The sequence below is a fragment of the Roseateles saccharophilus genome (genome assembly GCF_031458095.1).
Lineage (GTDB): Bacteria > Pseudomonadota > Gammaproteobacteria > Burkholderiales > Burkholderiaceae_C > Pelomonas > Pelomonas saccharophila_A.
Window position 1 is genome coordinate 461,572 of sequence record NZ_JAVDXU010000004.1, and the last position, 22,862, is coordinate 484,433.

At 67.6% G+C, this 22,862-nt stretch carries 22 protein-coding genes; 9 read left to right on the forward strand and 13 right to left on the reverse strand.

Annotation, left to right across the window (positions count from 1 at the left end; all coding sequences use genetic code 11):
• Nucleotides 1-5 precede the first annotated feature (5 nt).
• Both J2X20_RS24755 and J2X20_RS24760 read left to right on the forward strand, forming a co-directional pair.
• Nucleotides 6-1,850, forward strand: a complete 1,845-nt coding sequence (locus J2X20_RS24755; protein ID WP_310271133.1) for a sensor histidine kinase — start codon at nucleotides 6-8, stop codon at nucleotides 1,848-1,850.
• Nucleotides 1,843-3,183, forward strand: coding sequence for a sigma-54-dependent transcriptional regulator (locus tag J2X20_RS24760; RefSeq protein WP_310271135.1), 1,341 nt, complete (start codon nucleotides 1,843-1,845; stop codon nucleotides 3,181-3,183). The genes J2X20_RS24755 and J2X20_RS24760 overlap by 8 nt, the downstream gene beginning before the upstream one ends.
• Here the strand turns inward: J2X20_RS24760 and J2X20_RS24765 are convergent, their stop codons facing one another.
• From J2X20_RS24765 to J2X20_RS24785, 5 genes are read right to left on the reverse strand one after another with little or no spacing between them, the layout of a single operon-like run.
• Nucleotides 3,184-4,080: an amino acid ABC transporter substrate-binding protein gene (locus J2X20_RS24765; protein WP_310271136.1), complete on the reverse strand. Its 897-nt coding sequence runs from the start codon at nucleotides 4,078-4,080 to the stop codon at nucleotides 3,184-3,186. It lies immediately after the preceding gene.
• Nucleotides 4,067-5,362 carry a replication-associated recombination protein A gene (locus J2X20_RS24770; RefSeq protein ID WP_310271139.1) on the reverse strand — a complete coding sequence of 432 codons (1,296 nt, stop codon included), beginning with the start codon at nucleotides 5,360-5,362 and terminating at the stop codon, nucleotides 4,067-4,069. Before J2X20_RS24770 ends, J2X20_RS24765 begins: the two co-directional genes overlap by 14 nt.
• Complete coding sequence (lolA, locus tag J2X20_RS24775) at nucleotides 5,359-5,964, reverse strand: outer membrane lipoprotein periplasmic chaperone LolA (protein WP_310271141.1); 606 nt, start codon at nucleotides 5,962-5,964, stop codon at nucleotides 5,359-5,361. The genes J2X20_RS24770 and lolA overlap by 4 nt, the downstream gene beginning before the upstream one ends.
• Complete coding sequence (locus J2X20_RS24780; protein WP_310271143.1) at nucleotides 5,961-8,348, reverse strand: DNA translocase FtsK; 2,388 nt, start codon at nucleotides 8,346-8,348, stop codon at nucleotides 5,961-5,963. The genes lolA and J2X20_RS24780 overlap by 4 nt, the downstream gene beginning before the upstream one ends.
• 16 nt (nucleotides 8,349-8,364) lie before the next feature.
• Entirely contained in the window at nucleotides 8,365-9,033 is a 669-nt protein-coding gene (locus tag J2X20_RS24785; protein ID WP_025564077.1) for a Crp/Fnr family transcriptional regulator, read from the reverse strand.
• 164 nt (nucleotides 9,034-9,197) lie between these two features.
• On the opposite strand from J2X20_RS24785, the gene trxB reads away from it, so the two are divergent.
• The 3 genes from trxB (at nucleotide 9,198) to rpmG (ending at nucleotide 10,780) form a co-directional block, all read left to right on the forward strand.
• Entirely contained in the window at nucleotides 9,198-10,157 is a 960-nt protein-coding gene (trxB, locus tag J2X20_RS24790) for a thioredoxin-disulfide reductase (RefSeq protein ID WP_310271150.1), read from the forward strand.
• A gap of 184 nt (nucleotides 10,158-10,341) precedes the next feature.
• Nucleotides 10,342-10,575 (forward strand): 50S ribosomal protein L28, encoded by a 234-nt coding sequence (gene rpmB, locus J2X20_RS24795; protein ID WP_025564080.1) that lies wholly within the window; start codon nucleotides 10,342-10,344, stop codon nucleotides 10,573-10,575.
• Nucleotides 10,576-10,609: 34 nt separating this feature from the next.
• Entirely contained in the window at nucleotides 10,610-10,780 is a 171-nt protein-coding gene (gene rpmG, locus J2X20_RS24800; protein ID WP_025564431.1) for a 50S ribosomal protein L33, read from the forward strand.
• Nucleotides 10,781-10,880: 100 nt separating this feature from the next.
• Here rpmG and J2X20_RS24805 read toward each other — a convergent pair whose 3' ends face one another.
• The 3 genes from J2X20_RS24805 to J2X20_RS24815 all read right to left on the reverse strand — a co-directional run bounded on the left by J2X20_RS24805 (nucleotide 10,881) and on the right by J2X20_RS24815 (nucleotide 14,071).
• Nucleotides 10,881-11,366: a DUF3016 domain-containing protein gene (locus J2X20_RS24805; RefSeq protein WP_310271164.1), complete on the reverse strand. Its 486-nt coding sequence runs from the start codon at nucleotides 11,364-11,366 to the stop codon at nucleotides 10,881-10,883.
• Between the two features lie 100 nt (nucleotides 11,367-11,466).
• Nucleotides 11,467-12,678, reverse strand: a complete 1,212-nt coding sequence (locus J2X20_RS24810; RefSeq protein WP_310271167.1) for a DesA family fatty acid desaturase — start codon at nucleotides 12,676-12,678, stop codon at nucleotides 11,467-11,469.
• 130 nt (nucleotides 12,679-12,808) lie between these two features.
• Complete coding sequence (locus J2X20_RS24815; RefSeq protein ID WP_310271171.1) at nucleotides 12,809-14,071, reverse strand: RsmB/NOP family class I SAM-dependent RNA methyltransferase; 1,263 nt, start codon at nucleotides 14,069-14,071, stop codon at nucleotides 12,809-12,811.
• A gap of 23 nt (nucleotides 14,072-14,094) precedes the next feature.
• Between J2X20_RS24815 and J2X20_RS24820 the strand changes: the two genes are divergently transcribed.
• Entirely contained in the window at nucleotides 14,095-14,742 is a 648-nt protein-coding gene (locus tag J2X20_RS24820) for a DUF1345 domain-containing protein (RefSeq protein WP_310271175.1), read from the forward strand.
• Here J2X20_RS24820 and purN read toward each other — a convergent pair.
• Complete coding sequence (gene purN / locus J2X20_RS24825) at nucleotides 14,735-15,367, reverse strand: phosphoribosylglycinamide formyltransferase (RefSeq protein ID WP_409034198.1); 633 nt, start codon at nucleotides 15,365-15,367, stop codon at nucleotides 14,735-14,737. The genes J2X20_RS24820 and purN overlap by 8 nt on opposite strands.
• Nucleotides 15,368-15,425: 58 nt before the next feature.
• Here purN and trpS point away from each other — a divergent pair, with 58 nt between their 5' ends.
• The 3 genes from trpS to J2X20_RS24840 are packed head-to-tail and all read left to right on the forward strand — an operon-like array spanning nucleotide 15,426 to nucleotide 18,174.
• A complete protein-coding gene (gene trpS / locus J2X20_RS24830) occupies nucleotides 15,426-16,430 on the forward strand; it encodes a tryptophan--tRNA ligase (RefSeq protein ID WP_310271178.1) in 1,005 nt (334 codons plus the stop codon).
• Nucleotides 16,427-16,834 carry a DUF3717 domain-containing protein gene (locus tag J2X20_RS24835; RefSeq protein WP_310271180.1) on the forward strand — a complete coding sequence of 136 codons (408 nt, stop codon included), beginning with the start codon at nucleotides 16,427-16,429 and terminating at the stop codon, nucleotides 16,832-16,834. Before trpS ends, J2X20_RS24835 begins: the two co-directional genes overlap by 4 nt.
• Nucleotides 16,831-18,174 (forward strand): MATE family efflux transporter, encoded by a 1,344-nt coding sequence (locus J2X20_RS24840; protein ID WP_310271183.1) that lies wholly within the window; start codon nucleotides 16,831-16,833, stop codon nucleotides 18,172-18,174. The genes J2X20_RS24835 and J2X20_RS24840 overlap by 4 nt, the downstream gene beginning before the upstream one ends.
• Here the strand turns inward: J2X20_RS24840 and J2X20_RS24845 are convergent, their stop codons facing one another.
• The 4 genes from J2X20_RS24845 to ettA all read right to left on the reverse strand — a co-directional run bounded on the left by J2X20_RS24845 (nucleotide 18,175) and on the right by ettA (nucleotide 22,826).
• The gene (locus J2X20_RS24845) at nucleotides 18,175-19,548 is read right to left on the reverse strand and encodes a sensor histidine kinase (RefSeq protein ID WP_310271186.1); all 1,374 of its coding nucleotides are present in this window, start codon (nucleotides 19,546-19,548) and stop codon (nucleotides 18,175-18,177) included.
• Nucleotides 19,549-19,712: 164 nt separating this feature from the next.
• Complete coding sequence (locus J2X20_RS24850; protein WP_119047244.1) at nucleotides 19,713-20,429, reverse strand: response regulator; 717 nt, start codon at nucleotides 20,427-20,429, stop codon at nucleotides 19,713-19,715.
• Between the two features lie 91 nt (nucleotides 20,430-20,520).
• Entirely contained in the window at nucleotides 20,521-21,018 is a 498-nt protein-coding gene (locus tag J2X20_RS24855) for a Spy/CpxP family protein refolding chaperone (protein WP_310271189.1), read from the reverse strand.
• Nucleotides 21,019-21,161: 143 nt separating this feature from the next.
• Nucleotides 21,162-22,826 carry an energy-dependent translational throttle protein EttA gene (gene ettA / locus J2X20_RS24860; protein WP_310271192.1) on the reverse strand — a complete coding sequence of 555 codons (1,665 nt, stop codon included), beginning with the start codon at nucleotides 22,824-22,826 and terminating at the stop codon, nucleotides 21,162-21,164.
• Nucleotides 22,827-22,862 lie beyond the last annotated feature (36 nt).

Below are 22,862 nucleotides of genomic sequence, written 5' to 3' on the forward strand. Positions count from 1 at the left end.
CTGCCATGGTTGTGCCTGCCTCCCTTCGTCCGCGCGCGCTGCGCCTGATCCGCCTGCTGAGCCGGCCGGGCTTCCATCTCTTCCTGACCGGCCTGCTGATGGTGCTCGGCTTCGTGCTCGCGCACCGCTTGAGTGAACGCAGCGGCCGCGAGCAGCTGTCGGCGCTGAGCACCGAGAGGCTGGAGCTCTACGCTTCCAACCTGGCCGCCGAGCTGGGCCGCCACGCCTCCCTGCCCAGCCTGCTGGCCATCGCGCCGACGCTGCAGGCCCTGATGCAGGCCCCCGACGACGCCGCGGCGCGCCGCGCCGCCAGCCAGATGCTGGCCCGCGTCAATGTGCGCGCCGGCACCCACCAGCTCTTCGTCGCCGACGCCCAGGGCCAGGTCTTGTCGGCCAGCGAGGTGCTGACGCCCCCGGCCCGCCTCGCCGAGGCCCTGGCCCAGGGCCGCACCCATTTCTTCGCCGCCGATCCCAACACGGGCAGCACCGACTTCTACCTGCTGCACCCTTTGCGCCAGGCCAGCCAGAACAGTGGCGTCATCGTCGTGCGCTTCAACCTCGCGCCGCTGGAGGCGACCTGGATCGATCTCGGCCTGCGCTCGCAGAACGAGCGCATCCTCATCGCCGACGACCAGGACGTCGTCATCATGAGCTCGGTGCAGGCCTGGAAATACGCCGTGCTGGGCCATGCCGACCCGTCACGCCGGCAGGCCTTGCAGGCTAGCGCGCGCTACCCGCAGGCCATCGGCCCCGACCTGGACCTGCCGGTCTCGCTGGAAGTGCACCAGGGTCAGCAGGTCAGCTTGCCCCCGCCGGGCGCCAAGGCCATGCTGGCTCAGCAGCGCCTCATCGTGCCGCTGGGCCTGCGCCTGGTGGCCTTGTCCGACCTGACCGAGGTGCGCCAGCGCGCCCAACTCGCGGCCTGGGGCGGCGCGGCCTTTGGCGCCAGCATCGGCCTGCTGGTGCTCTATCTGTCGTCGCGCCGACGCGCCCTGCGCCAGCTCACCCGCGCCCAGACCGAGCTGCAACAGGCCCATGCCCAGCTCGAACAGCTGGTGGACAGCCGCACGGCCGAGCTGCGCCAGACCAATGACGCGCTGAAGACCCAGATCGCACAGCGCCTGCAGACCGAAGGCGAGCTGCTGCAGGCCAGCAAGCTCGCGGTGCTGGGCCAGATGTCGGCCGGGCTGTCGCATGAGGTCAACCAGCCGCTGACCGCACTGCGGGCCCTGGCGCGCAACTCCATGCGCCTGCTGGAGAGCGGCCGCCAGGATGCGGTGGCCACCAATCTGAAGCTGATGGACGACATGGTCGAGCGCATGGGCCAGATCACGCGCCAGCTGAAGAGCTTCGCGCGCAAGGCCGACGAGCAGGTCACCGGCGTCGTCTTGCTGCTGGACAGCGTGCGCAACGCCCAGGTGCTGCTGGAGCACCGCAGCCGTGCGCTGGGCATTGCCATCGAGGTCGACGTGCCCGCGGGCCTGCGCGTGCGGGCCGAGGCCAACCGGCTGGAGCAGGTACTGGTCAATCTCTTCGGCAATGCCATCGACGCGATGCAGAACGAGGCCGAGCGCCGACTGCTTGTGCGGGTCTCCGCACAGGACGGCGGTGCGCGGGCCCTCGTCCAGGTGCAGGACAGCGGCGCCGGCGTCGGCGACGAACAGCTGCCCCATCTCTTCGAGCCCTTCTTCACCACCAAGCCGGCCGGTGAAGGCCTGGGCCTGGGCCTGGTGATTTCGGCCAAGATCGTCAATGAGTTTGGTGGCAGCCTGCGTGCCCGCCGCCTGGAGCACGGCATGAGTTTCGAATTCGACCTCGCGGTCGAAGCATGGGAGAGCCAAGATGTTTGAAGGCTACAAGGTCGTGTTCGTCGAGGACGACCTGCCGGTGCGGGTCAGCCTCACGCAGACGCTGGAGCTGGAAGGCCTGGCCGTCGTCCCCTGCCGCAGCGCCGAGGAGGCCCTGCCCCACATCCAGGCCGGCGCGCCCATCGTCGTCATCACCGATGTGCGCTTGCCCGGCATGGATGGCCGCGCCCTGCTCGCCCATGTGCAGGCCACCGACCCGAACATTCCCACCATCCTCATCACGGCGCATGGCGACGTGACCATGGCGGTGCAGTCCATGCGCGCCGGTGCCTACGACTTCATCGAGAAGCCCTTCGCGCCCGAGCGCCTGCTGGACGTGGCCCGCCGGGCCCTGGACCTGCGCACGCTGCGCCATTCGGCCGATGAGCTGCGCACCCAGCTGCAGCGCGCCAGCGGCATCGAGGCCGCGCTGCTCGGCCAGTCGCCGGCCATGCAGCAATTGCGCCGCCAGGTGCTGAACCTGGCCGGCACCTCGGCCGACGTCCTCATCGTCGGCGAGACCGGCACCGGCAAGGAGTTGGTGGCGCGCTGCCTTCACGACCAGAGCGCGCGCCGTGACCGCCACTTCGTCGCCATCAACTGCGGCGGCCTGCCGGAAGCGCTGTTCGAGAGCGAGCTGTTCGGCCACGAACCCGGCTCCTTCACGTCGGCCGCCAAGCGCCGCATCGGCAAGATCGAGCATGCCAACGGCGGCAGTCTGCTGCTGGACGAGATCGAGACCATGCCGATTGCGCTGCAGATCAAGCTGCTGCGCGTGCTGCAGGAGAGGCGCGTCGAGCGCCTCGGCTCCAACGAGGAGGTGCCGGTCAATGTGCGCTTCATCGCCGCCAGCAAGTCCGACCTGAAGGAGCAGTCGGCTTCAGGGCAGTTCCGCAGCGACCTCTACTACCGCCTCAACATCGCCACGCTGCAGCTGCCGCCGCTGCGCGAGCGCCGCGAAGACATCCCGCTGCTGTTCGAGCATTTCGTCGCCCAGGCCTGCGCACGCTATGAGCGCGCCGCGCCCGAGTTGACGCCGGAGAAGCTGCGCGAGCTGATGGCCCACGACTGGCCCGGCAATGTGCGCGAGATCCGCAACGCCGCCGACCGCTTCGTGCTGGCTCTGGACGACCTCGATCCGCAAGCGGCCCTGCAGGCCGTGCCGGCGCTCAACCTCGCGCGGCAGATGGACCTGGTCGAGAAGACGCTGATCGAGCAGGCCCTGCGCCGCTGCCACGGCAAGGTGCCCGCCGCCATGGAGTTGCTGGGCACGCCGCGCAAGACGCTGTATGACAAGCTGAACCGGCACGGCATCGTGCTGGACGACTTCCGCTGATCAGCGGTATTTCTCGGGGTCGGGCGAGTCTGTCGGATTGGCAATGACGCGGCGAAAAGCCGCACTCATGGGCAGCTTGAGATTGAGCCCCTGCGAGGGCAGCGGCGACTCGAACCAGCGGCGGTAGATCGCATGGATCTCACCGCTGCGGTAGAGCCCGGTCAGCACCTCGTCCACCAGCGCCTTGAACTGCGGGTCGCCCTTGCGCAAGCCGATGGCATAGGGCTCCACTGTCAGGGCCTGGTCGGAGATGCGGTAGTCGTCGGCGCCCGGCCCCTGCTGGGCCAACAGCGCACGCAGCAGCACGTCGTCCATCAGGAAGGCCGAAGCGCGGCCGCTGCGCAGCAGCTGGAAGCCCTCTGGATCATCCAGGCCGCCCAGGATGCGGATGCCCAGGCCCTGCTGCTCGTTGACCTTGGCGAGGTGCTGGATGCTGGTGGTGCCGATGGTGGACGCGACCGGCAGGCCGCGCAGGTCCGAGAGGCCCTGCACCCGCTCGGCGGCCCGTGTCATCAACCGCGTCTCGGCGATGAAGATGGTCAGCGAAAAGGCCTGCTGGCGGGCCCGCTCGGCAGTGTGCGTCGTGATGCCGCATTCCAGATCCAGCGTGCCGTTGATGACCAAGGGCATGCGGGTGGCCGAGGCCACCTCGACGCGGCGCACCTCCAGGTCAGGCAGCTGCAGCTTGGTCCGCACAGCCGCGACGATGCGGTCGCAGAGCTCGACCGTGTAGCCGGTGGGGCGCAGCTGGGCGTCGAGATAGGAGAAAGGCAGGGACGCCGGCCGGTAGCCGATGACGATGACGCCGGTGTCGCGCACCCGCGTGAGCGTGGGGCCGTCGGCTGCCTGTGCGGCGATCGCACACAGCGCGAGCAGCGCCGCGCTAAGTCGCTTCATCGTCCAGCCGGCGTAGTTCAGCCAGCTTGTCGGCAATGCGCAGCTCCAGGCCGCGCGGCACCGGTTCGTACCAGCGCTGGCCTTCCAGCCCGTCGGGCAGGTATTGCTCGCCGGCCGCATAGGCATTGGGCTCGTCGTGGGCATAGCGGTAGGCCTTGCCATAGCCGAGGTCCTTCATCAGCCGCGTCGGCGCATTGCGCAGATGCTCGGGCACCGGGCGGGTCTGGTCCTGCTTGATGAAGGCCTTGACCGCGTTGAAAGCCTTGTAGACGGCATTGGACTTGGGTGCGATGGCGAGATAGACGACGGCCTCGGCCAGGGCCAGCTCGCCTTCGGGCGTGCCCAGGCGCTCGTAGGTGTCGGCGGCGTCCAGCGTGATGCGCAGCGCACGCGGGTCGGCCAGGCCGATGTCCTCGCTGGCCATGCGGATCAGGCGGCGCGAGATGTAGCGGGCGTCGACGCCGCCGTCCAGCATGCGCGCGAACCAGTACAGCGCGCCGTCCGGGCTGCTGCCGCGCACGGACTTGTGCAGGGCCGAGATGACGTCATAGAACTGGTCGCCGCCCTTGTCATAGCGGCGCAGCTGCTCGCCGAGCGTCCGCTCCAGCAGGGCTTCGTCGATCTGGGCGCCATTGGCTAGTGAAGCGGCGGACTCCAGCGCATTCAAGAGACGCCGCGCATCGCCGTCGGCATAGCCGATCAGGCGGTCGGCGGCTTGCCTCGTCGGCGTGGCGATGCCCAGCTCGGCGGAGCCGCGCTCGACCAGCTGCTGCAGCTCCTCGGCATCCAGGCTTTTCAGCACCTGCACCTGGGCGCGCGACAGCAGAGCAGAGTTGACCTCGAAGCTCGGGTTCTCGGTCGTCGCGCCGATGAAGGTGAAGAGGCCCGATTCGACATGCGGCAGGAAGGCGTCCTGCTGGGCCTTGTTGAAGCGATGCACCTCGTCGACGAACAGCACCGTGCGCCGGCCCTGCTGGGCCGCGAGCTGGGCGCGGTCGACGGCCTCGCGAATGTCCTTGACGCCACCGAGCACGGCGCTGATGGGAATGAATTGCGCGTCGAAGGCGCCGGCCATCAGCCGCGCCAGCGTCGTCTTGCCGACCCCCGGCGGGCCCCAAAGGATCATGCTCTGCAGCCGGCCCGCGTCGAAGGCCGCACGCAGCGGCATGCCGGGGCCGAGCAGATGGCGCTGGCCGATGACCTCGTCCAGCGTCTTCGGGCGCAGGCGCTCGGCCAGCGGCTGCGCGGGCGGGTCGGCGTCGAAGAGAGACGCGGTACTCACTGCTCGATCAGATCGGCCCCGGCCGGCAGCTTGAACTGGAAGCGCTCGGCGGCAACCGGCACATTGGCCTGCACGGCGCTGAAGTCCAGCCGCGAACGCTGGCCAAAGCCGTCGACGATCTCCATGGCCGCCAGCTCCTTGCCCTTGAAGCCAAGCTTGAGGGACTGGATGGTGGACTCGGCCTGCTTCGGGACCGCCTGCACCCAGTCGACACCGCCCTCGGCAGGCTGGGCCTTCAGCGTGAAATCGCGTTCGATGTTGGTGCCGGCGAGCAGGGCCGCGGGCGTAGCGCCCAGCGCATCACTGAGCTTGCGGGAGCTGGCCTGGTTGAGGTCGGCATCAAAGATCCAGACCTTGTGGCCGTCGGCGACGATGACCTGCTCGAAGGGCTTGGCGTAGGCGAAGCGGAACTGGTTGGGGCGCTGGAACTCGAAGCTGCCCGACGACACCTTCTTGCGCTTGCCGTCCGGTGAGGTCACGGTCTGCGTGAAATTGGCCTTGCCGCTCTTGACCTCGCTGGCAAAGCTGCGCAGCGCGTCGACGGCATCGGCATGGGCCGCGGCGCAGGCCAGCAATGTCAGGGACAACAGAAATTTCTTCATTCGTCTCGCTTCGGAACAATCAGCTCGCGGCTGCCATTGGCGGCCAGGGCACCGACCAGCCCGGAGTTCTCCATCTGCTCCAGCAGCCGCGCGGCGCGGTTGTAGCCTATGCGCAGATGGCGCTGCACCAGGGAGATGGACGCCTTGCGATGTTGTAGGACGATAGCCACGGCTTGGTCGTACATGGGGTCCTGCTCACCGCTGGCCTCGCCTGGCGCCGGCGCTTCGCCGTCGATGCCGTCGAGCACGCCACCTTCGAGGATGCCTTCGATGTAGTTGGGTTCACCCTGGGACTTGATGTACTCCACAACGCGGTGCACCTCGTCGTCGCTGACAAAGGCGCCGTGCACGCGGATGGGCAGGCCGGTGCCCGAAGGCATGTAGAGCATGTCGCCCATGCCCAGCAGCGCCTCGGCGCCCATCTGGTCGAGGATGGTGCGGCTGTCGATCTTGGAGCTGACCTGGAAGGACAGCCGGGTCGGGATGTTGGCCTTGATGAGGCCGGTGATGACATCCACCGAGGGGCGCTGCGTGGCCAGGATCAGATGGATGCCGGCCGCGCGCGCCTTCTGCGCCAAGCGGGCGATCAATTCCTCGATCTTCTTGCCGACCACCATCATCAGGTCGGCCAGCTCGTCGATGACGACGACGATGAAAGGCAGGCGCTCCAGCGGCTCCGGCTCTTCGTTGTTCAGCGCGAAGGGATTGGGGATGCTGATGCCATTGGCCTTGGCTTCGTCGATCTTCTTGTTGTAGCCGGCCAGGTTGCGCACGCCCATCTTGGACATGAGCTTGTAGCGCCGCTCCATCTCGCCGACACACCAGTTCAGCGCATTGCTGGCCTGCTTCATGTCCGTCACGACCGGCGCCAGCAGGTGCGGGATGCCCTCGTAGACGCTCATCTCCAGCATCTTGGGGTCGATGAGGATGAGGCGCACATCGCGGGCCTCGGCCTTGTAGAGCAGGCTGAGGATCATCGCGTTGATGCCCACCGACTTGCCCGACCCGGTCGTGCCGGCCACCAGGCAGTGCGGCATCTTGGCCAGGTCGGCCACGATGGGCAGGCCGATGATGTCCTTGCCCAGGCCCATGGTCAGCTGCGAGGCGGCGTCGGCATAGACCTGGGAGCCGAGGATTTCGGACAGGCGGATGGTCTGGCGCCGTGCATTGGGCAGCTCCAGGGCCATGTAGTTCTTGCCCGGGATGGTCTCGACGACGCGGATGGACACGAGGCTCAAAGACCGGGCCAGGTCCTTGGCCAGGCCGACGATCTGCGAGCCCTTCACGCCTGTGGCCGGCTCGATCTCGTAGCGCGTGATGACCGGACCGGGCGACGCAGCGACGACATGCACTTCGACGCCGAAGTCGCGCAGCTTCTTTTCAATGAGGCGGCTGGTCATTTCCAGCGACTCGGGCGTCACCGTCTCCTGGCGGCCAGGTGCGGCGTCCAGCAGATCCACCTGCGGCAGTTTGGCGTCGCCCGCATCGACGAACAGCGTCTGCTGGCGCTCCTTGGCCACGCGCGTGGACTGCGGCACCTCGACGACGGGCGCTTCGATGACCAGGGGCGCATGCTCGGCCTCGACCTGGCGCTCGATCTGGCGCTCGACCTCGACCTCCTGCTCGCGCTCCTTGACGGCCAGCTCGCCGGCCTTCTGGTCGGCCTTGATCTCGCGCTTCTCGATGCGCTGCTCGCGCAGCTGCTCGATGCGCTCGCCGATGCGCTCGGCCAGGTGGCCCCAGGAGAAGCGGAAGGCCCAGGACATGCCGGTCAGCAGCAGCACGATCCAGACGACGCCCGAACCGGCAAAGCCCAGGCCCTTCATGCCGACCGGGCCGAGGGTGTAGCCGAGCAGGCCGCCAGCGTGACCGGGCAGGCGCGCCTCGACGGCGTAAAGGCGGCTCCACTCCAGGGCGCAACTCGCGCCGATCAGCAGCAGCACGCCGGCCCACCAGCGCGCGCGCTGGCTCCAGCGCGGCACGGGGGCGACGTCATGGCGCAGCAGGCCGGCCAGGCTGCGCAGCCAGGCACGCAGGGCCAGCAAGGGCAGCCACCAGGCCGAGAAGCCGAAGATGAAGAGCAGGCCGTCCGACACCCAGGCGCCGAAGCCGCCGATGCGGTTGTGGACCAGCTCACGCTGGCCGCTGGTGCTGAAGGCGGCGTCGCGCAGGTCGTGCGTGGCCATGGCCAGCACCAGCAGGGCGAGGACAAGCGCCGTCAGAGCTAGCCACAGCGGCGTGCGCAGCAGCCGCGACGCGGCCGACGGCGGCGCCGGCTCGCGCTTGGGCGCCTGGCGGCGGGTAGGTTTGGCGGGGGCGGCGGCTTCACTGGCGGCTCTGGACTCATCCGGGCCGCCCAGCAGGGAACCGAGGGGAAAACTCATCCCCGCATTGTCGCCGTCAATCGTGGGTCAGCCGTTCCTTGATGACGACCGAACCGTTCTCAAGCGTTTCAATGACGCCGCGTTCTTCCAGGTCCTTCATGACGCGGCTGACCATCTCACGCGAGGCGCCGACGACCTTGGCCATGTCCTGGCGCGAGACCTTGCCGCGGATGAGCTTGATGCCCTTCTCGTCCTCGGCCATGTCCAGCAGCGTGCGCGCGACGCGGCCGTAGACGTCCAGCAGGGCCAGCGACTCGATCTGGCGGTCGGCATTGCGCAGGCGCGCCACCAGGCCACGCAGGATGCCGTAGGACAGGCTGCTGCTCTCGGGCAGGCAGCGCGCGAACTCCAGGCGGCCCAGCACCAGCATGTCGGTCTGGACCTCGGCGCGGACGGTGGCCGAGTGCGGCTCGTTGTCGATCAGGCTCATCTCGCCGACATAGTCACCGGACTGCAGCACAGCCAAGATGACCTCTCGCCCCCGGTGGTCGGCCGTCAGCACGCGGGCACGACCGTTGAGCAAGATGAAGAGAGCGTTGGACTTGGTGCCCTGCTCGACGATCAGTTCACCGCGCTTGAAGCGGCGCTTGACGACGCTGTCGGCGATGGACTGGGCCTGATCGGTCGTCAGCATCGAGAACAGCGGCACCCGGCGGATCAGGTCGAGGTTGGAAATCATCGCCATATGCAGTCTCCAGGTTTGGGCCCCAGGCCGACGCGAATAAATGCGCCTGCCTAAAATGGCGTGCATTGTGCACACGCGGCAGGCTCCGTCGCACCGGGTTAGGCCGGGGTTTTCACCCCTAAGACTACCTTGAGAGCCGCCGACCCGTCCTCATCTTCCCCGCCATGACCGCTACGACCCAACACCACGGCCTGCTCATCCTCGGCTCCGGCCCTGCCGGCTACACCGCCGCCATCTATGCCGCCCGGGCTAATCTCAAGCCTACGCTGATCACCGGCATGGCCCAAGGGGGTCAGCTCATGACCACGACCGAGGTCGACAACTGGCCGGCCGACGTGATGGGCGTGCAAGGCCCCGAGTTGATGCAGCGCTTCCAGGAACACGCCGAGCGCTTCCAGACCCAGATCGTCTTCGACCACATCAACGCGGTCGACTTCTCCAAGCGCCCCTTCACGCTGACCGGCGACAGTGGCACTTACACCTGCGACGCCCTCATCATCGCCACCGGCGCCTCGGCCAAATACCTCGGCCTGGAGTCCGAGCAGGCCTTCATGGGCCGCGGGGTCAGTGGTTGCGCCACCTGTGACGGCTTCTTCTACCGCGGCCAGGAAGTCTGCGTCGTCGGCGGTGGCAACACGGCCGTCGAGGAGGCTCTCTACCTGTCCAATATCGCCAGCACCGTCCACCTGATCCACCGCCGCGACAAGTTCCGCGCCGAGCCCATTCTGGTCGACAAGCTGCATGAGAAGGCCGCTGCCGGCAAGATCGTGCTGCATCTCTTCCAGCAGCTCGACGAGGTGCTGGGCGACGCTTCCGGCGTGACCGGCGTGCGCACCGTCAGCACGCTGGACGGCGGCAAGGCCGACATCCCGGTGCACGGTTGCTTCATCGCCATCGGCCACCAGCCCAACACCGACATCTTCAAGGGTCAATTGGAGATGAAGGACGGCTACATCATCACCAGGAGCGGCCTGAACGGCTTCGCCACCATGACCAGCGTGCCGGGCGTGTTCGCCGCCGGCGACGTGCAGGACCATGTCTACCGCCAGGCCATCACCAGCGCCGGCACGGGTTGCATGGCGGCCTTGGACGCGCAGCGTTTCCTGGAGCAGGAGAACAGCTGATCTCAGCCGTTCTTCAAGTCGCTGGCCGGATCAGGGGTTTTCCGCTATACTCGCGGGCTTGCCTGCCGGATGGACCGCATCCGACGCCATGAACCGAGTTATGGCTGAGGAACTAGCAGGCATTTGCGGTCAAAGGGTTGCTCTCCCGAGCAACTGGTCAGAGAAGTCAAACCGGAGAAGCGTCATGGCACGCGTCTGTCAAGTCACGGGCAAGAAGCCCATGGTCGGGAACAATGTTTCCCACGCCAACAACAAAACCAAGCGTCGGTTCCTGCCGAACCTGCAATACCGCCGTTTCTGGGTGGAATCGGAAAACCGCTGGGTGCGCCTGCGCATCACGAACGCCGCTCTGCGTTTGATCGACAAGGTCGGCATCGACCAAGTCGTCGCCGATCTGCGCGCCAAGGGCGAGCTCTGATCGTCGTTCACTGACTCACTAAAGGAATACGACCATGGCATCCAAAGGCGGCCGCGAAAAGATCAAGCTGGAGTCCACTGCGGGCACCGGCCACTTCTACACGACGAACAAGAACAAGAAGACCACGCCCGAAAAGCTCGAATTCATGAAGTTCGACCCCAAGGCGCGCAAGCACGTCCTGTACAAGGAAATCAAGCTGAAGTGATGCACCGGGTGGCCTGGCCACCCTGCTCTCTCAGCAAAACAAAACCCGCCAAGCGGCAACGCTGGCGGGTTTTTGCTTTTGGGGCCGAGCGGCGGGCTGCTCAGTTGGAAGAAGCGACCTTGGTGCCGAATTCCTTCTGCATCCAGCGATCCAGCATGCGCTTTTCATACCGCAGCGGGTCGCTGCCGGAGAAGCTGTTGAAGCCCTCCTGATAATTCATGTCGCGCAACTTGGCTTCGCCTTGCTGGACGACCTTGCCGCCTTCGCGCACCTCGTAGTGGAAGCTCATCCCCGGCAGCGTCACCGTGCGCATCACGCGCAGCCATTGCATGCGTCGGCCAAAGGGTTCGACCTCACCGGCCAGGTCCACATCGGTCACGTCGATGCGCACATCGCGGCCCGGCAGGCGTTTGCCAGTCTGCTCGACCAGATAGGCCTCGATGTCCTTCAGCACGTCCATCTGCTTGAAGCCGTTGTTGTCCTTGATGTCCGTGAATTTCTCGGGATTCAAGAAATTCACCTGCACATCGGCGTGCGCGGCAGCGGCCAGCGCCAACAGGCTCAGAGCGATCCAGCGGGTTTTCATGGCAAGCCTCCTAACGTTCAGTGACTGCATACCCCGAGTCTAGGCCAGCCGAGAAAAAAGGGCGCCCCGCGGGGCGCCCTTTACTTGGAGAAACGGTGGCTCAGGCGTGAGCAGCGCGCAGGCGCATCGAGAAGGCCTGCAGTTCGGCAATGCCGCTTTCCTCGGCGCGGCGGCACCAAGCCTGCAGATCAGCCACCAGCTGCTCGGCCGACACATTGGTGCGGGTCCACATCTGGCGCAGCTCTTCACGCATGGTCACCAGCTTGTCGATGACCGGGCTGGCGGCACGGGCATTGGCCAGGTCGCCCTGGACGGCGGCCGGAATACGGTCTTCGTCGCGGTGCAGCCAGCGCTGGGCCTGCTTGAACTCGGCGAAGCGGGCGCTGTGCTTGCCGCCTTCGGCCTTGATCCTGGCCAGCTCGGCGGCGCAGGCCGCCTTCAGGCCACGGGCATAGGTGGCCATGACTTCGTAGCGGTTGGCGATCAGTGCCTCGAGTGTGCGGGCGTCGGCCGGCTTGATCTCGCCCAGGCTCAGCTTGGGAGCGGTCTTGCGGACCTTGGCCCAACCCAGCATCTCCAGGCCACGGATATACATCCAGCCGATGTCGAACTCATAGGGCTTGACCGAGAACTTGGCCGAGGTCGGGTAGGTGTGGTGGTTGTTGTGCAGCTCTTCGCCGCCGACGATCAGCGTCCAGGGCGTCAGATTGGTCGAGGCATCGGGCGCCTCGAAGTTGCGATAACCCCAGTAGTGACCGATGCCGTTGATGACGCCGGCGGCCCAGAAGGGGATCCAGGCCATCTGGATGGCCCAGATGGTCGCGCCGATGGCACCGAACAGAGCGACGTTGATGATCAGCAGCAGAGACACGCCGAGCGCGCTGTGCTTGAGGTAGACATTGCGCTCGATCCAGTCGTCGGGCGTGCCGCGGCTGTACTTGGCGATGGTTTCGGCGTTCTTGGCCTCGGCGCGATACAGCTCGGCGCCCTCGGCCATGACCTTCTTCAGGCCACGGGTCTGCGGACTGTGGGGGTCTTCCTCGGTTTCGCACTTGGCGTGGTGCTTGCGGTGGATGGCGACCCACTCGCGGGTGACCATGCCGGTCGTCATCCACAGCCAGAAGCGGAAGAAGTGCGACGGGATGGGACCGAGATCCAAGGCGCGATGAGCCTGGGCACGATGCAGGAAGATGGTGACCGATGCGATCGTGATGTGGGTCACGACCAGCGTATAGATCACCAATTGCCAGGCGCTGAGGCCCAGCAGGCCGGAGCCCACCCAGTCGATCAGCGCGTTCAGGATGTCGTTCATGCGTCCAAGACTCCGGCCGAAGCGGCCATGCAAAGGAATGTCAATTGTAGGGGAAGGCCCCCAAAAACAAGGGGATCAGCGCACCGCATTCAGGCGATGCCGTGTGAATCGACGCGTTATTTGATCCGGGTCAACCCTGGCGCTCCCAGGCGACGGCGAAAAATCCGTCCGTGGCGTGTCGGTGGGGCCACAGCCGCAGTGCGCCGTTTTCCACGAGTTCGCCGGCGCCCTCGACCTGGGCCTTGACCAGCGCTTCATCCGCCGGCAGCGGCTTGAAGTCGGGGTGGGCGGCGGCAAATTCGGCCGCAATCACCTCGTTTTCGGCATCCAGCAGGCTGCAGGTGGCATAGACCAGGCGCCCCCCCGGCTTCACCAGGCGGGCGGCGCTGGCCAGGATGGCGCGCTGCTTGGCCTGCAGCTCCGTCACCGCCTGGGGCGACTGGCGCCATTTCAGGTCGGGATTGCGGCGCAGCGTACCCAGGCCTGAGCAGGGGGCGTCGACCAGCACGCGGTCGATCTTGCCAGCCAGACGCTTGATGCGGTCGTCGCGCTCATGGGCGATCTGGGCCGGGTAGACATTGGACAAGCCGCTGCGCGCCAGCCGGGGCTTGAGCGCGTCCAGGCGGTGGCCCGAGACGTCGAAGGCATAGAGGCGCCCGGTATTGCGCATCGCGGCTCCCAGGGCCAGGGTCTTGCCGCCGGCACCGGCGCAGAAGTCCACGACCATCTCGCCGCGCTTGGGCGCCAGCAGCAGGGCCAGCAGCTGGCTGCCCTCGTCCTGCACCTCGATGCTGCCGTTGGTGAACAGCTCCAGCTTGTTCAGGGCGGGCTTGCCGTCGATGCGCAGGCCGATCGGCGAGTGCGGTGTCGGCGCCGCTTCGATCCCAGCCGCCTTGAGCTGGGCCTGGGCCTCCTCGCGCTTGAGCTTGAGCGTGTTGACGCGCAGGTCCAGCGGCGCCGCTTCGTTCAACGCAGTGGCCAGCTTCCAGAATTCATCCTCGCCCAGGCGGGCCAGCAGGGGCTCGGCCAGCCAGTCTGGCATGTTGTGGCGCAGCTTGGGTGCCAGGCTTTGCGTGTCGATCGACGTCACCTGCTGCAGCCATTGCTGCTCGACCGGACTCAGCGCGCCGCGCAGGAAGGTGTCGCTGCCACGCCAGGCGAGCATGGCCAGGCGGCGCGGCATCGGGCCGCTGCCGCTCTGGGCCAGGTTCTGGAACTTGAGCCGCTCGCGCAGCAGCGCATAGACGGTTTCGGCAAGACTCGCGCGTTCGCGCTGGCCGAGGTTCTTGTGTTGACGGAAGAAGGCCGAAACGGTGGCGTCGGCCGGCGCGTCGAGCTTGTTGACGGCGGCGATCAGCTCGGCGCACAGCTCCAGCAGGGCATTAGGATGCATCGCCGCATTATCCCAACCTCCGAATGAAGCTCTGGACCCAGCTGCGCCTGCGCCCGCGCCTGTTGACGGCCATCCTTGTGGGCAGCGCACTGGCAGCGGCTTGGCCCGGCATGATGAGCCTGCAGACCCGGCTGCTGATTGGCTGGAATCTCGTCATCTGGATCTATCTGCCGCTGGCGCTGTGGATGATGCTGGGCCGCGCCGGCTCGACAGATGTGCAGGCCAACGCGCGCCGGCTCAACGAAGGCGTGCGGGTGATCCTGGTGCTCGCCGTGCTGGGCGCATTGGCCAGCCTGGCCGCGATCACGCTGGAGCTGCAGGCGGCGCGCCAGCAGCACGATCCGCGCTATGTGCTGCTTGCCCTGACGACCGTCGCCGGTTCCTGGCTGCTGCTGCCGGTGGAGTTCGGGATCGCCTATGCCAGCCTGTACCACGGCGGGGGGAAGGCTTCGCATGGACTGGAGTTCCCGGGTGAAGAGGAAGGGCCGCCGGACTATGGCGACTTCCTCTACTTCTCCATCACCGTCGCCGCCACCTCGCAGACCTCGGACGTCTGCGTCAGCTCGCGGGCCATGCGGCGCCTGGTGCTGGTCCAGGCCTTGCTCGCCTTTGTCTTCAATACCGGCGTGCTGGCTCTTTCCATCAATATCCTGGCCGGCCTGATCAGCTGAGGAAGAGGTGCTGCGCCGCGCCGCTGCGATGGCTCACCACCTCGCCGCTCCACACCAGCGCATCCTCGACAAACCAGCGCACCGATTGCGGATAGATGCGGTGCTCGGCCGTCAGCACGCGGGCCGACAGCGACTTGGCGTCGTCGCCCGCCAGCACCGGCACGGCGGCCTGCATGACGATGGCGCCATGGTCGAGCTCGGCGGTCACGAAGTGCACCGTCACGCCGGCGACCTTGCAGCCCATCTCAATGGCCCGCTCATGGGTATGCAGGCCCGTGAAGGCGGGCAGCAGCGAGGGGTGGATGTTGAGCATGCGGCGCGCGTAGCGGGCCGTGAAGCCCGGCGTCAGGATGCGCATGAAGCCCGCGAGCACGACGAGGTCGGGTGAGAAGCCGTCGATGACCCGCGCCAGCTCGGCGTCGAAATCCTCGCGGCTGCCATAGGCCTTGTGGTCGACGACGGCGGTCGCAATGCCGTGCGCCGCGGCGAACTGCAGCCCGCCGGCATCCGGCCGGTTGCTGACGACGGCCGCGACCTCGGCCGGCCAGCCCTCGGCCTTGCAGGCCTTCACGATGGCTTCCATGTTGGAGCCACGCCCGGAAATCAGAATCACCAGCCTCTTCATGGGGCGGCAGTTTAGGGGGCGGGCGATCCGGGGCCCCTTGAACGACAATCCGCGCCCCATGTCGACGACACCCACCCTCACCCGCCTGCGCATGCTTTCCGGCATGCGCCCGACCGGCGCCCTGCACCTGGGCCACTACCACGGCGCCCTGAAGAACTGGGTGAAGCTGCAGGACAGCCACGACTGCTTCTTCTTCGTCGCCGACTGGCATGCGCTGACCACCCAGCGCCCCAGCGGCGAGACGCTGACCCGCCATGTCTATGAGATGGTCACCGACTGGCTGGCCGCCGGCATCGACCCCGAGCGTTGCACGCTGTTCCTGCAAAGCCGCATGCCCGAGCATGCCGAGCTGTTCACGCTGCTGGCCATGTGCACGCCCTCCTCCTGGCTGGCGCGCATGCCCAGCTACAAGGACCAGGTCGCCGCCGACCCCGAACTGGCCACCTATGGCTTCCTCGGCTACCCGCTGCTGCAGGCGGCCGACATCCTCATGTACAAGCCGGCCGGCGTGCCGGTCGGTGAAGACCAGGCCGCCCACGTCGAAGTGACCCGCGAGGTCGCGCGCCGCTTCAACCGCCTCTATGCCGAGGCCGCGCCCGTCTTCGTCGAGCCCCAGGCCCTGTTGACCGAGACCGCTCGCGTGCCTGGACTGGACGGCCAGAAGATGAGCAAGAGCCTGGACAACGCGATCGCGATGCGCGACGAGCCCGAGGTCGTCGCCACCAAAGTCCGCACCATGCCGACCGATCCGCAACGCGTGCGCCGCAGCGATGCCGGCGACCCGGCACGCTGCCCCGTCTGGCCGCTGCACCAGATCTACAGCGACGACGCGACGCGCGCCGCCTGCGACAGCGGCTGCCGCACGGCGGCCATCGGCTGCCTGGACTGCAAGCAGCCGCTGATTGAAGCCATTCAGAAGGAACAGGCCCCCTGGCGCGAGCGCGCCGCGGCCCTGGACCCGCAGCAGGTGAAGTGGACGCTGGAGGTCGGCACCGAGCGCGCGCGCGCCGTCGCGCGCAAGACGCTGCGCGAGGTGCGTGCAGCCATGGGGCTGGTGGCTTGAGCTCCAGCATCCATGTCACCGACCTCGAGGCCGCCATCAACTGGTGGCGCGAGCGTTCTCCCTCCGTCGACGGCATCAGCGCCGCCCCGGAAGTGCGCGCACTCGCCGAGGCCTACGCCCTGCTGGCGCTGAGCCGCGCGACCGAGATAGCCGCCGACGCCCTCAAGCCCCAGGCCCTGGACGCCTGGCTCGCCTGGTACGCCACGACGCCGGACTCGCCCTGCATCGCCATCTGCTCCACCGCCCAGGGTGACCCGGTCTGCAAGGGCTGCGGCCGCAGCTTCGACGAAGTGCAGCATTGGCCCGCTCTGGACCCCTTCGAGAAGCGCGTGATCTGGCATCGCATCACGCAGGAAGCCACGGCCTGGCGCTTCAACCGCTACGCAGAGCGCGCCACGCGATGAACCGGATTCGTTTCATCCACAGCGTCCGTCGCCTCGTGCCGCTGGCCTGGCCCGTGCTGGTCGGCCAGATCGCCGTCATGATGTTCAGCACGGTCGACACGCTGATGATGGGCCGCGTCGGCCCGCAGGACCTGGCCGCCCTCGCCGTCGGCTCGGCGGCCTATGTGAGCATCTTTGTCGGCCTGATGGGGGTGGTGCTGGCCGTCGGCCCGATTGCCGGCCGCCAGTTCGGCGCGGACGACCTGCCGGCTTCCGGGCGCAGCTTCATGCAGGCGCAATGGCTGGCCGTGCTGCTGTGTGTGCCCGGCTGCCTGCTGCTGTGGTTCCCTGATCCCTTCATCTGGCTGGCCCAGCTCGATGCGACCCAGGCGCACAAGGTGCGCGCCTACACGCGCCCCGAGGCCTTCGCCTTGCCGGCGGCCCTGCTTTTTACGGCCTTTCGCGGCTTCTCGACGGCCGTCAGCCGGCCCAAGGCCGTCATGGCCATGCAGCTCACCGGCCTGGCGGCCAAGGTGCCGCTGAACGCGATGCTGGTGTTCGGCTGGGGACCCATCCCCGCCATGGGTGTGGCCGGCTGCGGCTGGGCGACGGCCATCGCCATGACGGCCCAGGCCCTGACCGTGCTCGTCCTGCTGCGGCGCGACGACTTCTACCGGCCCTTCCGGATTCCCCACCTGTGGCAGACGCGTCCGCAATGGCGCGAGCTCTGGGACCTCGTGCGTCTGGGCCTGCCCATGGGCGGCTCCATCCTCGTCGAGGTGACCGGCTTCACCTTCATGGCCTTCTTCATCGCGCGCCTCGGCGCCACGCCGGTGGCCGGCCACCAGATCGCCGTCAATCTCGTCGCGATGATGTTCATGACCGCCCTCGCGCTGGCCACGGCCGCAGGGACGCTGGTGGCCCAGCACCTGGGCGCCGAGCAGAAGCGCGAGGCGCGCATCGTCGGCCGGCATGCGATGGCCCTGGCCACGCTGGTGGCGGCCGGCCTGGGCGCCATCGTGGCCCTGGCCCGCGAGCCCATCGTCGCCCTGTACACCTCCAACCCCGAGGCGGCCGCCGCGGCCCTGCCGCTGCTGGTGTGGGTCTGGTTCTTCCACCTCGGCGACGCGCTGCAGACGGTGGCGGCCTATGTGCTGCGCGCCTACCAGGTGGCCACGCTGCCGATGATCATCTACGTCGTTGCGCTGTGGGGCCTGGGCATTGGCGGCGGCTATTTCCTCGCCTTTGGCCGCGACGGCGCTGGTGCGGTCGGCTTCTGGCAGGCGGCCACGGCCGGCTTGATGACGGCCGCGCTGCTGCTGAGCCTGCTGCTCAAGCGCGTCTTCGACGAGAACCGATAACTAGCCCTTCGCCGTCGGCAGGAACAGCACGAAGCGGCTGCCCCCGCCTTCGCGCGCCAGGCAGCGCACGCTGCCGCCATGGCGCTCGGCGATCTGCTTGACCAGGCTCAAGCCCAGGCCGACGCCGCCCGCCATCTCCGCGTGACCGGGCAGACGGTAGAAGGGTTCGAAGATGCGCTCGCGCAGGTCGGCCGGCACGCCGGGGCCGCGGTCGGCGACGATGAATTCATAGCCCCCCGCCACCGGCCGCAACGCCAGTTCCACCTCGGGCCCGCCATAGCGGCGTGCGTTGTCCAGCAGATTGCGCAGGGCACGGCGCAGCAGGCGTTCCTGGCCGTCGACGCGCGCGGAATCGGTCTCGGGTTCGAAGGCCGCTTCGGCACGTGCAGCCTCTTCAGCGCCCAGGGCCAGCAACTCGACCGTATGGGTTTCGCCGATGGCACTGCCCGCCTCCAGGCGGCTGGCCAGCAGCACCTCCTCGACGAGGGCGTCCAGTTCGGCGATGTTGACGTCGATTTCATGGGCCAGGCGCTGGCGCTGGGCCGGCGCGGCGTCGTCCAGCATCGCAAAGGCCATCTTCAAGCGCGCCAGCGGAGAGCGCAGCTCATGGCTGGCGTTGGCCAGCAGGGTCTGGTGGGAGCGCAGCAGGGTCTCGATGCGGTCGGCCGCCTGGTTGAAGCTGGTCGCCAGGGCCGCCACTTCATCGCGGCCGCCGTCATCGACGCGATGGCCCAGATGCCCGGCGCCGAACTTCTCGACGCCGCTTTTCAGGGCCTCCAACCGGCGCGTCAGACGGCGCACAACGGGATAGGCACCCGCGGCAACACCGATGAAGAGCAGCACCAGCACGACGGCCAGCGTCGACACCGCCGGTGCGCCCGGCGACACCGGACGGTGCAGCCAGGGGCCGGTCCAGGGGCCTTCGTCCACTCGCGGCGGCCGCGCCCCGGGGCCTCCTCCAGGGCCGGAGGCCGCGCCCGGGGCATTGGGCGGGCGCACGGTGCGCACCATCTCCAGGCTGCGGCCATCGCCCAGATTGGCGCTGACGATGATGGCGCCGGGGTCGTCGGCACGGCGCTGGAACATCTGCGTCGTCGCGATGCGCTTGCCCTCGGCATCCTCCAGCGCGATGGGCATGCGCAGGCGCAGGCCCCAATCGGCAAAGGCAGCGGCCTGCTCCTCGCGCGGCGCCGTCACCGGCGGCAGGGCGAGCTTGAGCAGGCCCGCCATCGCGTTCAGCCTCTCGCCCGCCGCCAGCTCGACGTTGCCACGTTCCTGCTCGATATGGCGCTGGAACAGCCAGGCCGACCCGAAGGCAAAAGCCAGCAGCAGCGCGACCAGGGTCAGATAGATGCGGACGTAAAGGCTTTTCAAGTCAGGGTCGGTTGAAGTTTGCGGGCCGAGCGCCGGGCCGCTCCCTAGCCGGCCCGCCTTGGGCGATGTGCTTGCCGGTCCATCCGGCAAGCATCGCCGTCCCCTCGCGGGACCGACCAGGCTTGCCCGCGTTCAGCAGGGCCGGACTGGGCGAGGGGTCTCATTCAAGCCGCGTCGGCGTCGGCGTCCTGCTTGCGGGCAAAGACATAGCCGGCTCCGCGCACGGTCAGCACGCGGCGGGGGTTCTTGGGGTCGTCCTCGATGACGGCACGGATGCGCGAGATGTGCACGTCGATGGAGCGGTCGAAGGCTTCCAGCGGATGGCCCTTCAGCGCATCCATGATCTGGTCGCGGCTCAGCACCCGGCCCGGGCTCTGGGCCAGCACGACGAGGAGGTCGAACTGGTGGCTGGTCAGGTCGCAGATCTTGCCGTCCAGGCGCGCCACGCGGGCGGCCAGGTCGATCTCCAGCCGGCCGAAGCGCAGCACTTCGTCGCCATCGAGCTTGGGCTCGAGGCGGCGCAGCAGGGCCTTGATGCGGGCCTGCAGCTCACGCGGCTCGAAAGGCTTGGCGAGATAGTCGTCGGCGCCCAGCTCCAGGCCGAGGATGCGGTCCATGGGCTCGCCGCGGGCCGACAGCATCAGCACCGGCTGGTGGCGCCAGCGCGGATCGCCGCGCAGCCAGCGGCAGAAGTCCAGACCATCGCCATCGGGCAGCATCAGGTCCAGCACCAGCAGCTCGAAGCGGCCATGGGCCAGGGCCTCGCGGGCCTGGGCCAGGCTGCCGGCTGTGCTGACCTCAAAGCCGGCGGAGCGCAGGTAATCGCCCACCATGCCGGTCAGGCGGGCATCGTCATCAATCAGCAGCAGTCGGGCACTCATCACCGGGGCCAGGGAAGAAAAGGGAGGCCGGCGCGCGTCCGCGCCGGTGGAACGAAGCTCAAGCATCGCAGAACTCCTGGCAGAGAGCCAATCAACCGGCGTGGCGGGCAGCCATGCGCGCCTGGCGCTTCTTCATGATCTCGGCAATCTTGGCGCGCTGTTCGGGCGTCAGCACGCGGGCGGCGTCGATGCTGGCCTGGCTCAGGCGCTTGGAAGCAGTCTCGTGAAGGGCGCTCATCTGCACGCGCACGGCCTCGATGGCGGCGGCGTCGACGTTGGTGGCCGTATAGAGCGTGGCCATCTGCTCGTGCAGCTTCCTGCCAGTCTCGCGCTGGCCGGACAGGTCCTGGCGAGCGGCCTTGAAGATGGCTTCGATCTGGCTGCGCTGGGAATCCGTCGCGTTGACGAGGTCCAGCAGATGCTCCATGTGGCCGCCGAACAGGCCGCCGGGGGCCATCATGGCCGGGCCGCCGTGATGGCCACCTGGGCCGCCATGGCCGGGCTGGGCTTGGGCGGCGGCGCCGCCGAGGACCAGTGCCGCAGCCACGGTGGCGGCGCGCAACAGGTTCGGGATCTGGAAGGCTTTCATCTGAGGTCTCCTGGAAGAAGAGGGAGTGAGGTCATCTTCCAGGCCACCTGTGTGGCCTCTTTGGGGCCGCGGTAAAGAACTGTGTCGATAAGCGGGAGCGGTTTTGCTTTTAGTGAACCGCTGCCGCCTGCCGCGAACAGGCCTTACTTGATGGGCTTGAAGCGCATGCGCTTGGGGCGCGCACCTTCCTCGCCCAGGCGCTTCTTCTTGTCGGCCTCGTACTCGTGGAAGTTGCCGTCGTAGAAGAACCACTGCGAGTTGCCCTCGCAGGCCAGGATGTGGGTGCAGATGCGGTCCAGGAACCAGCGGTCATGGCTGATGACCATGGCCGAGCCGGCAAACTCCAGCAGCGCTTCTTCGAGCGCGCGCAGGGTTTCGACGTCCAGGTCGTTGGACGGTTCGTCCAGCATCAGCACATTGCCGCCCTGGGCCAGGGTCTTGGCCAGGTGCAGGCGGCCGCGTTCACCGCCGGACAGCGAGCCGACGAGCTTCTGCTGGTCGTTGCCCTTGAAGTTGAAGCGGCCCAGATAGGCGCGGCTGGGCATGACGAACTTGCCGACCGTGATGTTGTCCAGGCCGCCGGAGACGTCTTCCCAGACCGTCTTCTCGGCTTCCAGGCTGGCGCGGCTCTGGTCGACGAAGGCCAGCTTGGCCGTCTTGCCGATCTTGACCGTGCCGCTGTCCGGCTGCTCCACGCCCTGCAGCATGCGGAACAGCGTCGACTTGCCGGCGCCGTTGGGGCCGATGATGCCGACGATGGCGCCGGCCGGCACCTTGAAGGACAGGTTGTCGATCAGCACGCGGTCGCCGAAGCTCTTGCTGACATTCTCGAACTCGATGACCTCATTGCCCAGGCGCTCGGCCACGGGAATGAAGATCTCGTTCGTGACATTGCGCTGCTGGTATTCGACGTCCGAGAGTTCCTCGAAGCGGGCCAGACGCGCCTTGCTCTTGGCCTGGCGGCCCTTGGCGTTGGAGCGGACCCATTTGAGTTCCTCCTTCATCGCCTTCATGCGGGCGTCTTCGGACTTCTGCTCGTTTTCCAGGCGGCGTTCCTTCTGGTCCAGCCACTCGGAGTAGTTGCCCTTCCAGGGAATGCCGTGGCCGCGGTCGAGTTCCAGGATCCACTCGGCAGCGTTGTCCAGGAAGTAGCGATCGTGGGTGATGGCCACCACGGTGCCGGGGAAGCGCTGCAGGAACTGCTCCAGCCACTCGACCGATTCGGCGTCCAAGTGGTTGGTGGGTTCGTCCAGCAGCAGCATGTCGGGCTTGGACAGCAGCAGGCGGCACAGGGCCACGCGCCGCTTCTCGCCACCGGACAGCACGCCGATCTGGGCGTCCCAGGGCGGCAGGTTCAGGGCGTCGGCGGCCAGTTCCAGCTGCAGGTCGGTGTTCTCGGAGCCGGCGGCGGCAATGATGGCCTCCAGCTCGCCCTGCTCGGCGGCCAGGGCATCGAAGTCGGCGTCAGGCTCGGCATAGGCGGCATAGACCTCGTCCAGGCGCTTCTTGGCGGCCAGCACGCCGCCGATGCCCTCTTCCACCGCTTCACGGACCGTCTGGTCGGCGTCCAGGCGCGGCTCCTGCTCCAGATAGCCGATCTTGATGCCCGGCATGGGGATGGCCTCGCCCTCGTACTCCTTGTCGACGCCAGCCATGATCTTCAGGATGGTCGATTTGCCGGAGCCGTTGACGCCCAGCACGCCGATCTTGGCGCCGGGGAAGAAGGACAGCGAGATGTCCTTGAGGATGTGGCGCTTGGGGGGAACCGTCTTGTTGACACGGTTCATGCTGAAGACGTACTGGGCCATGGGCAAATCCTGTGAGTCTGAAATGGCGGCAGGCCC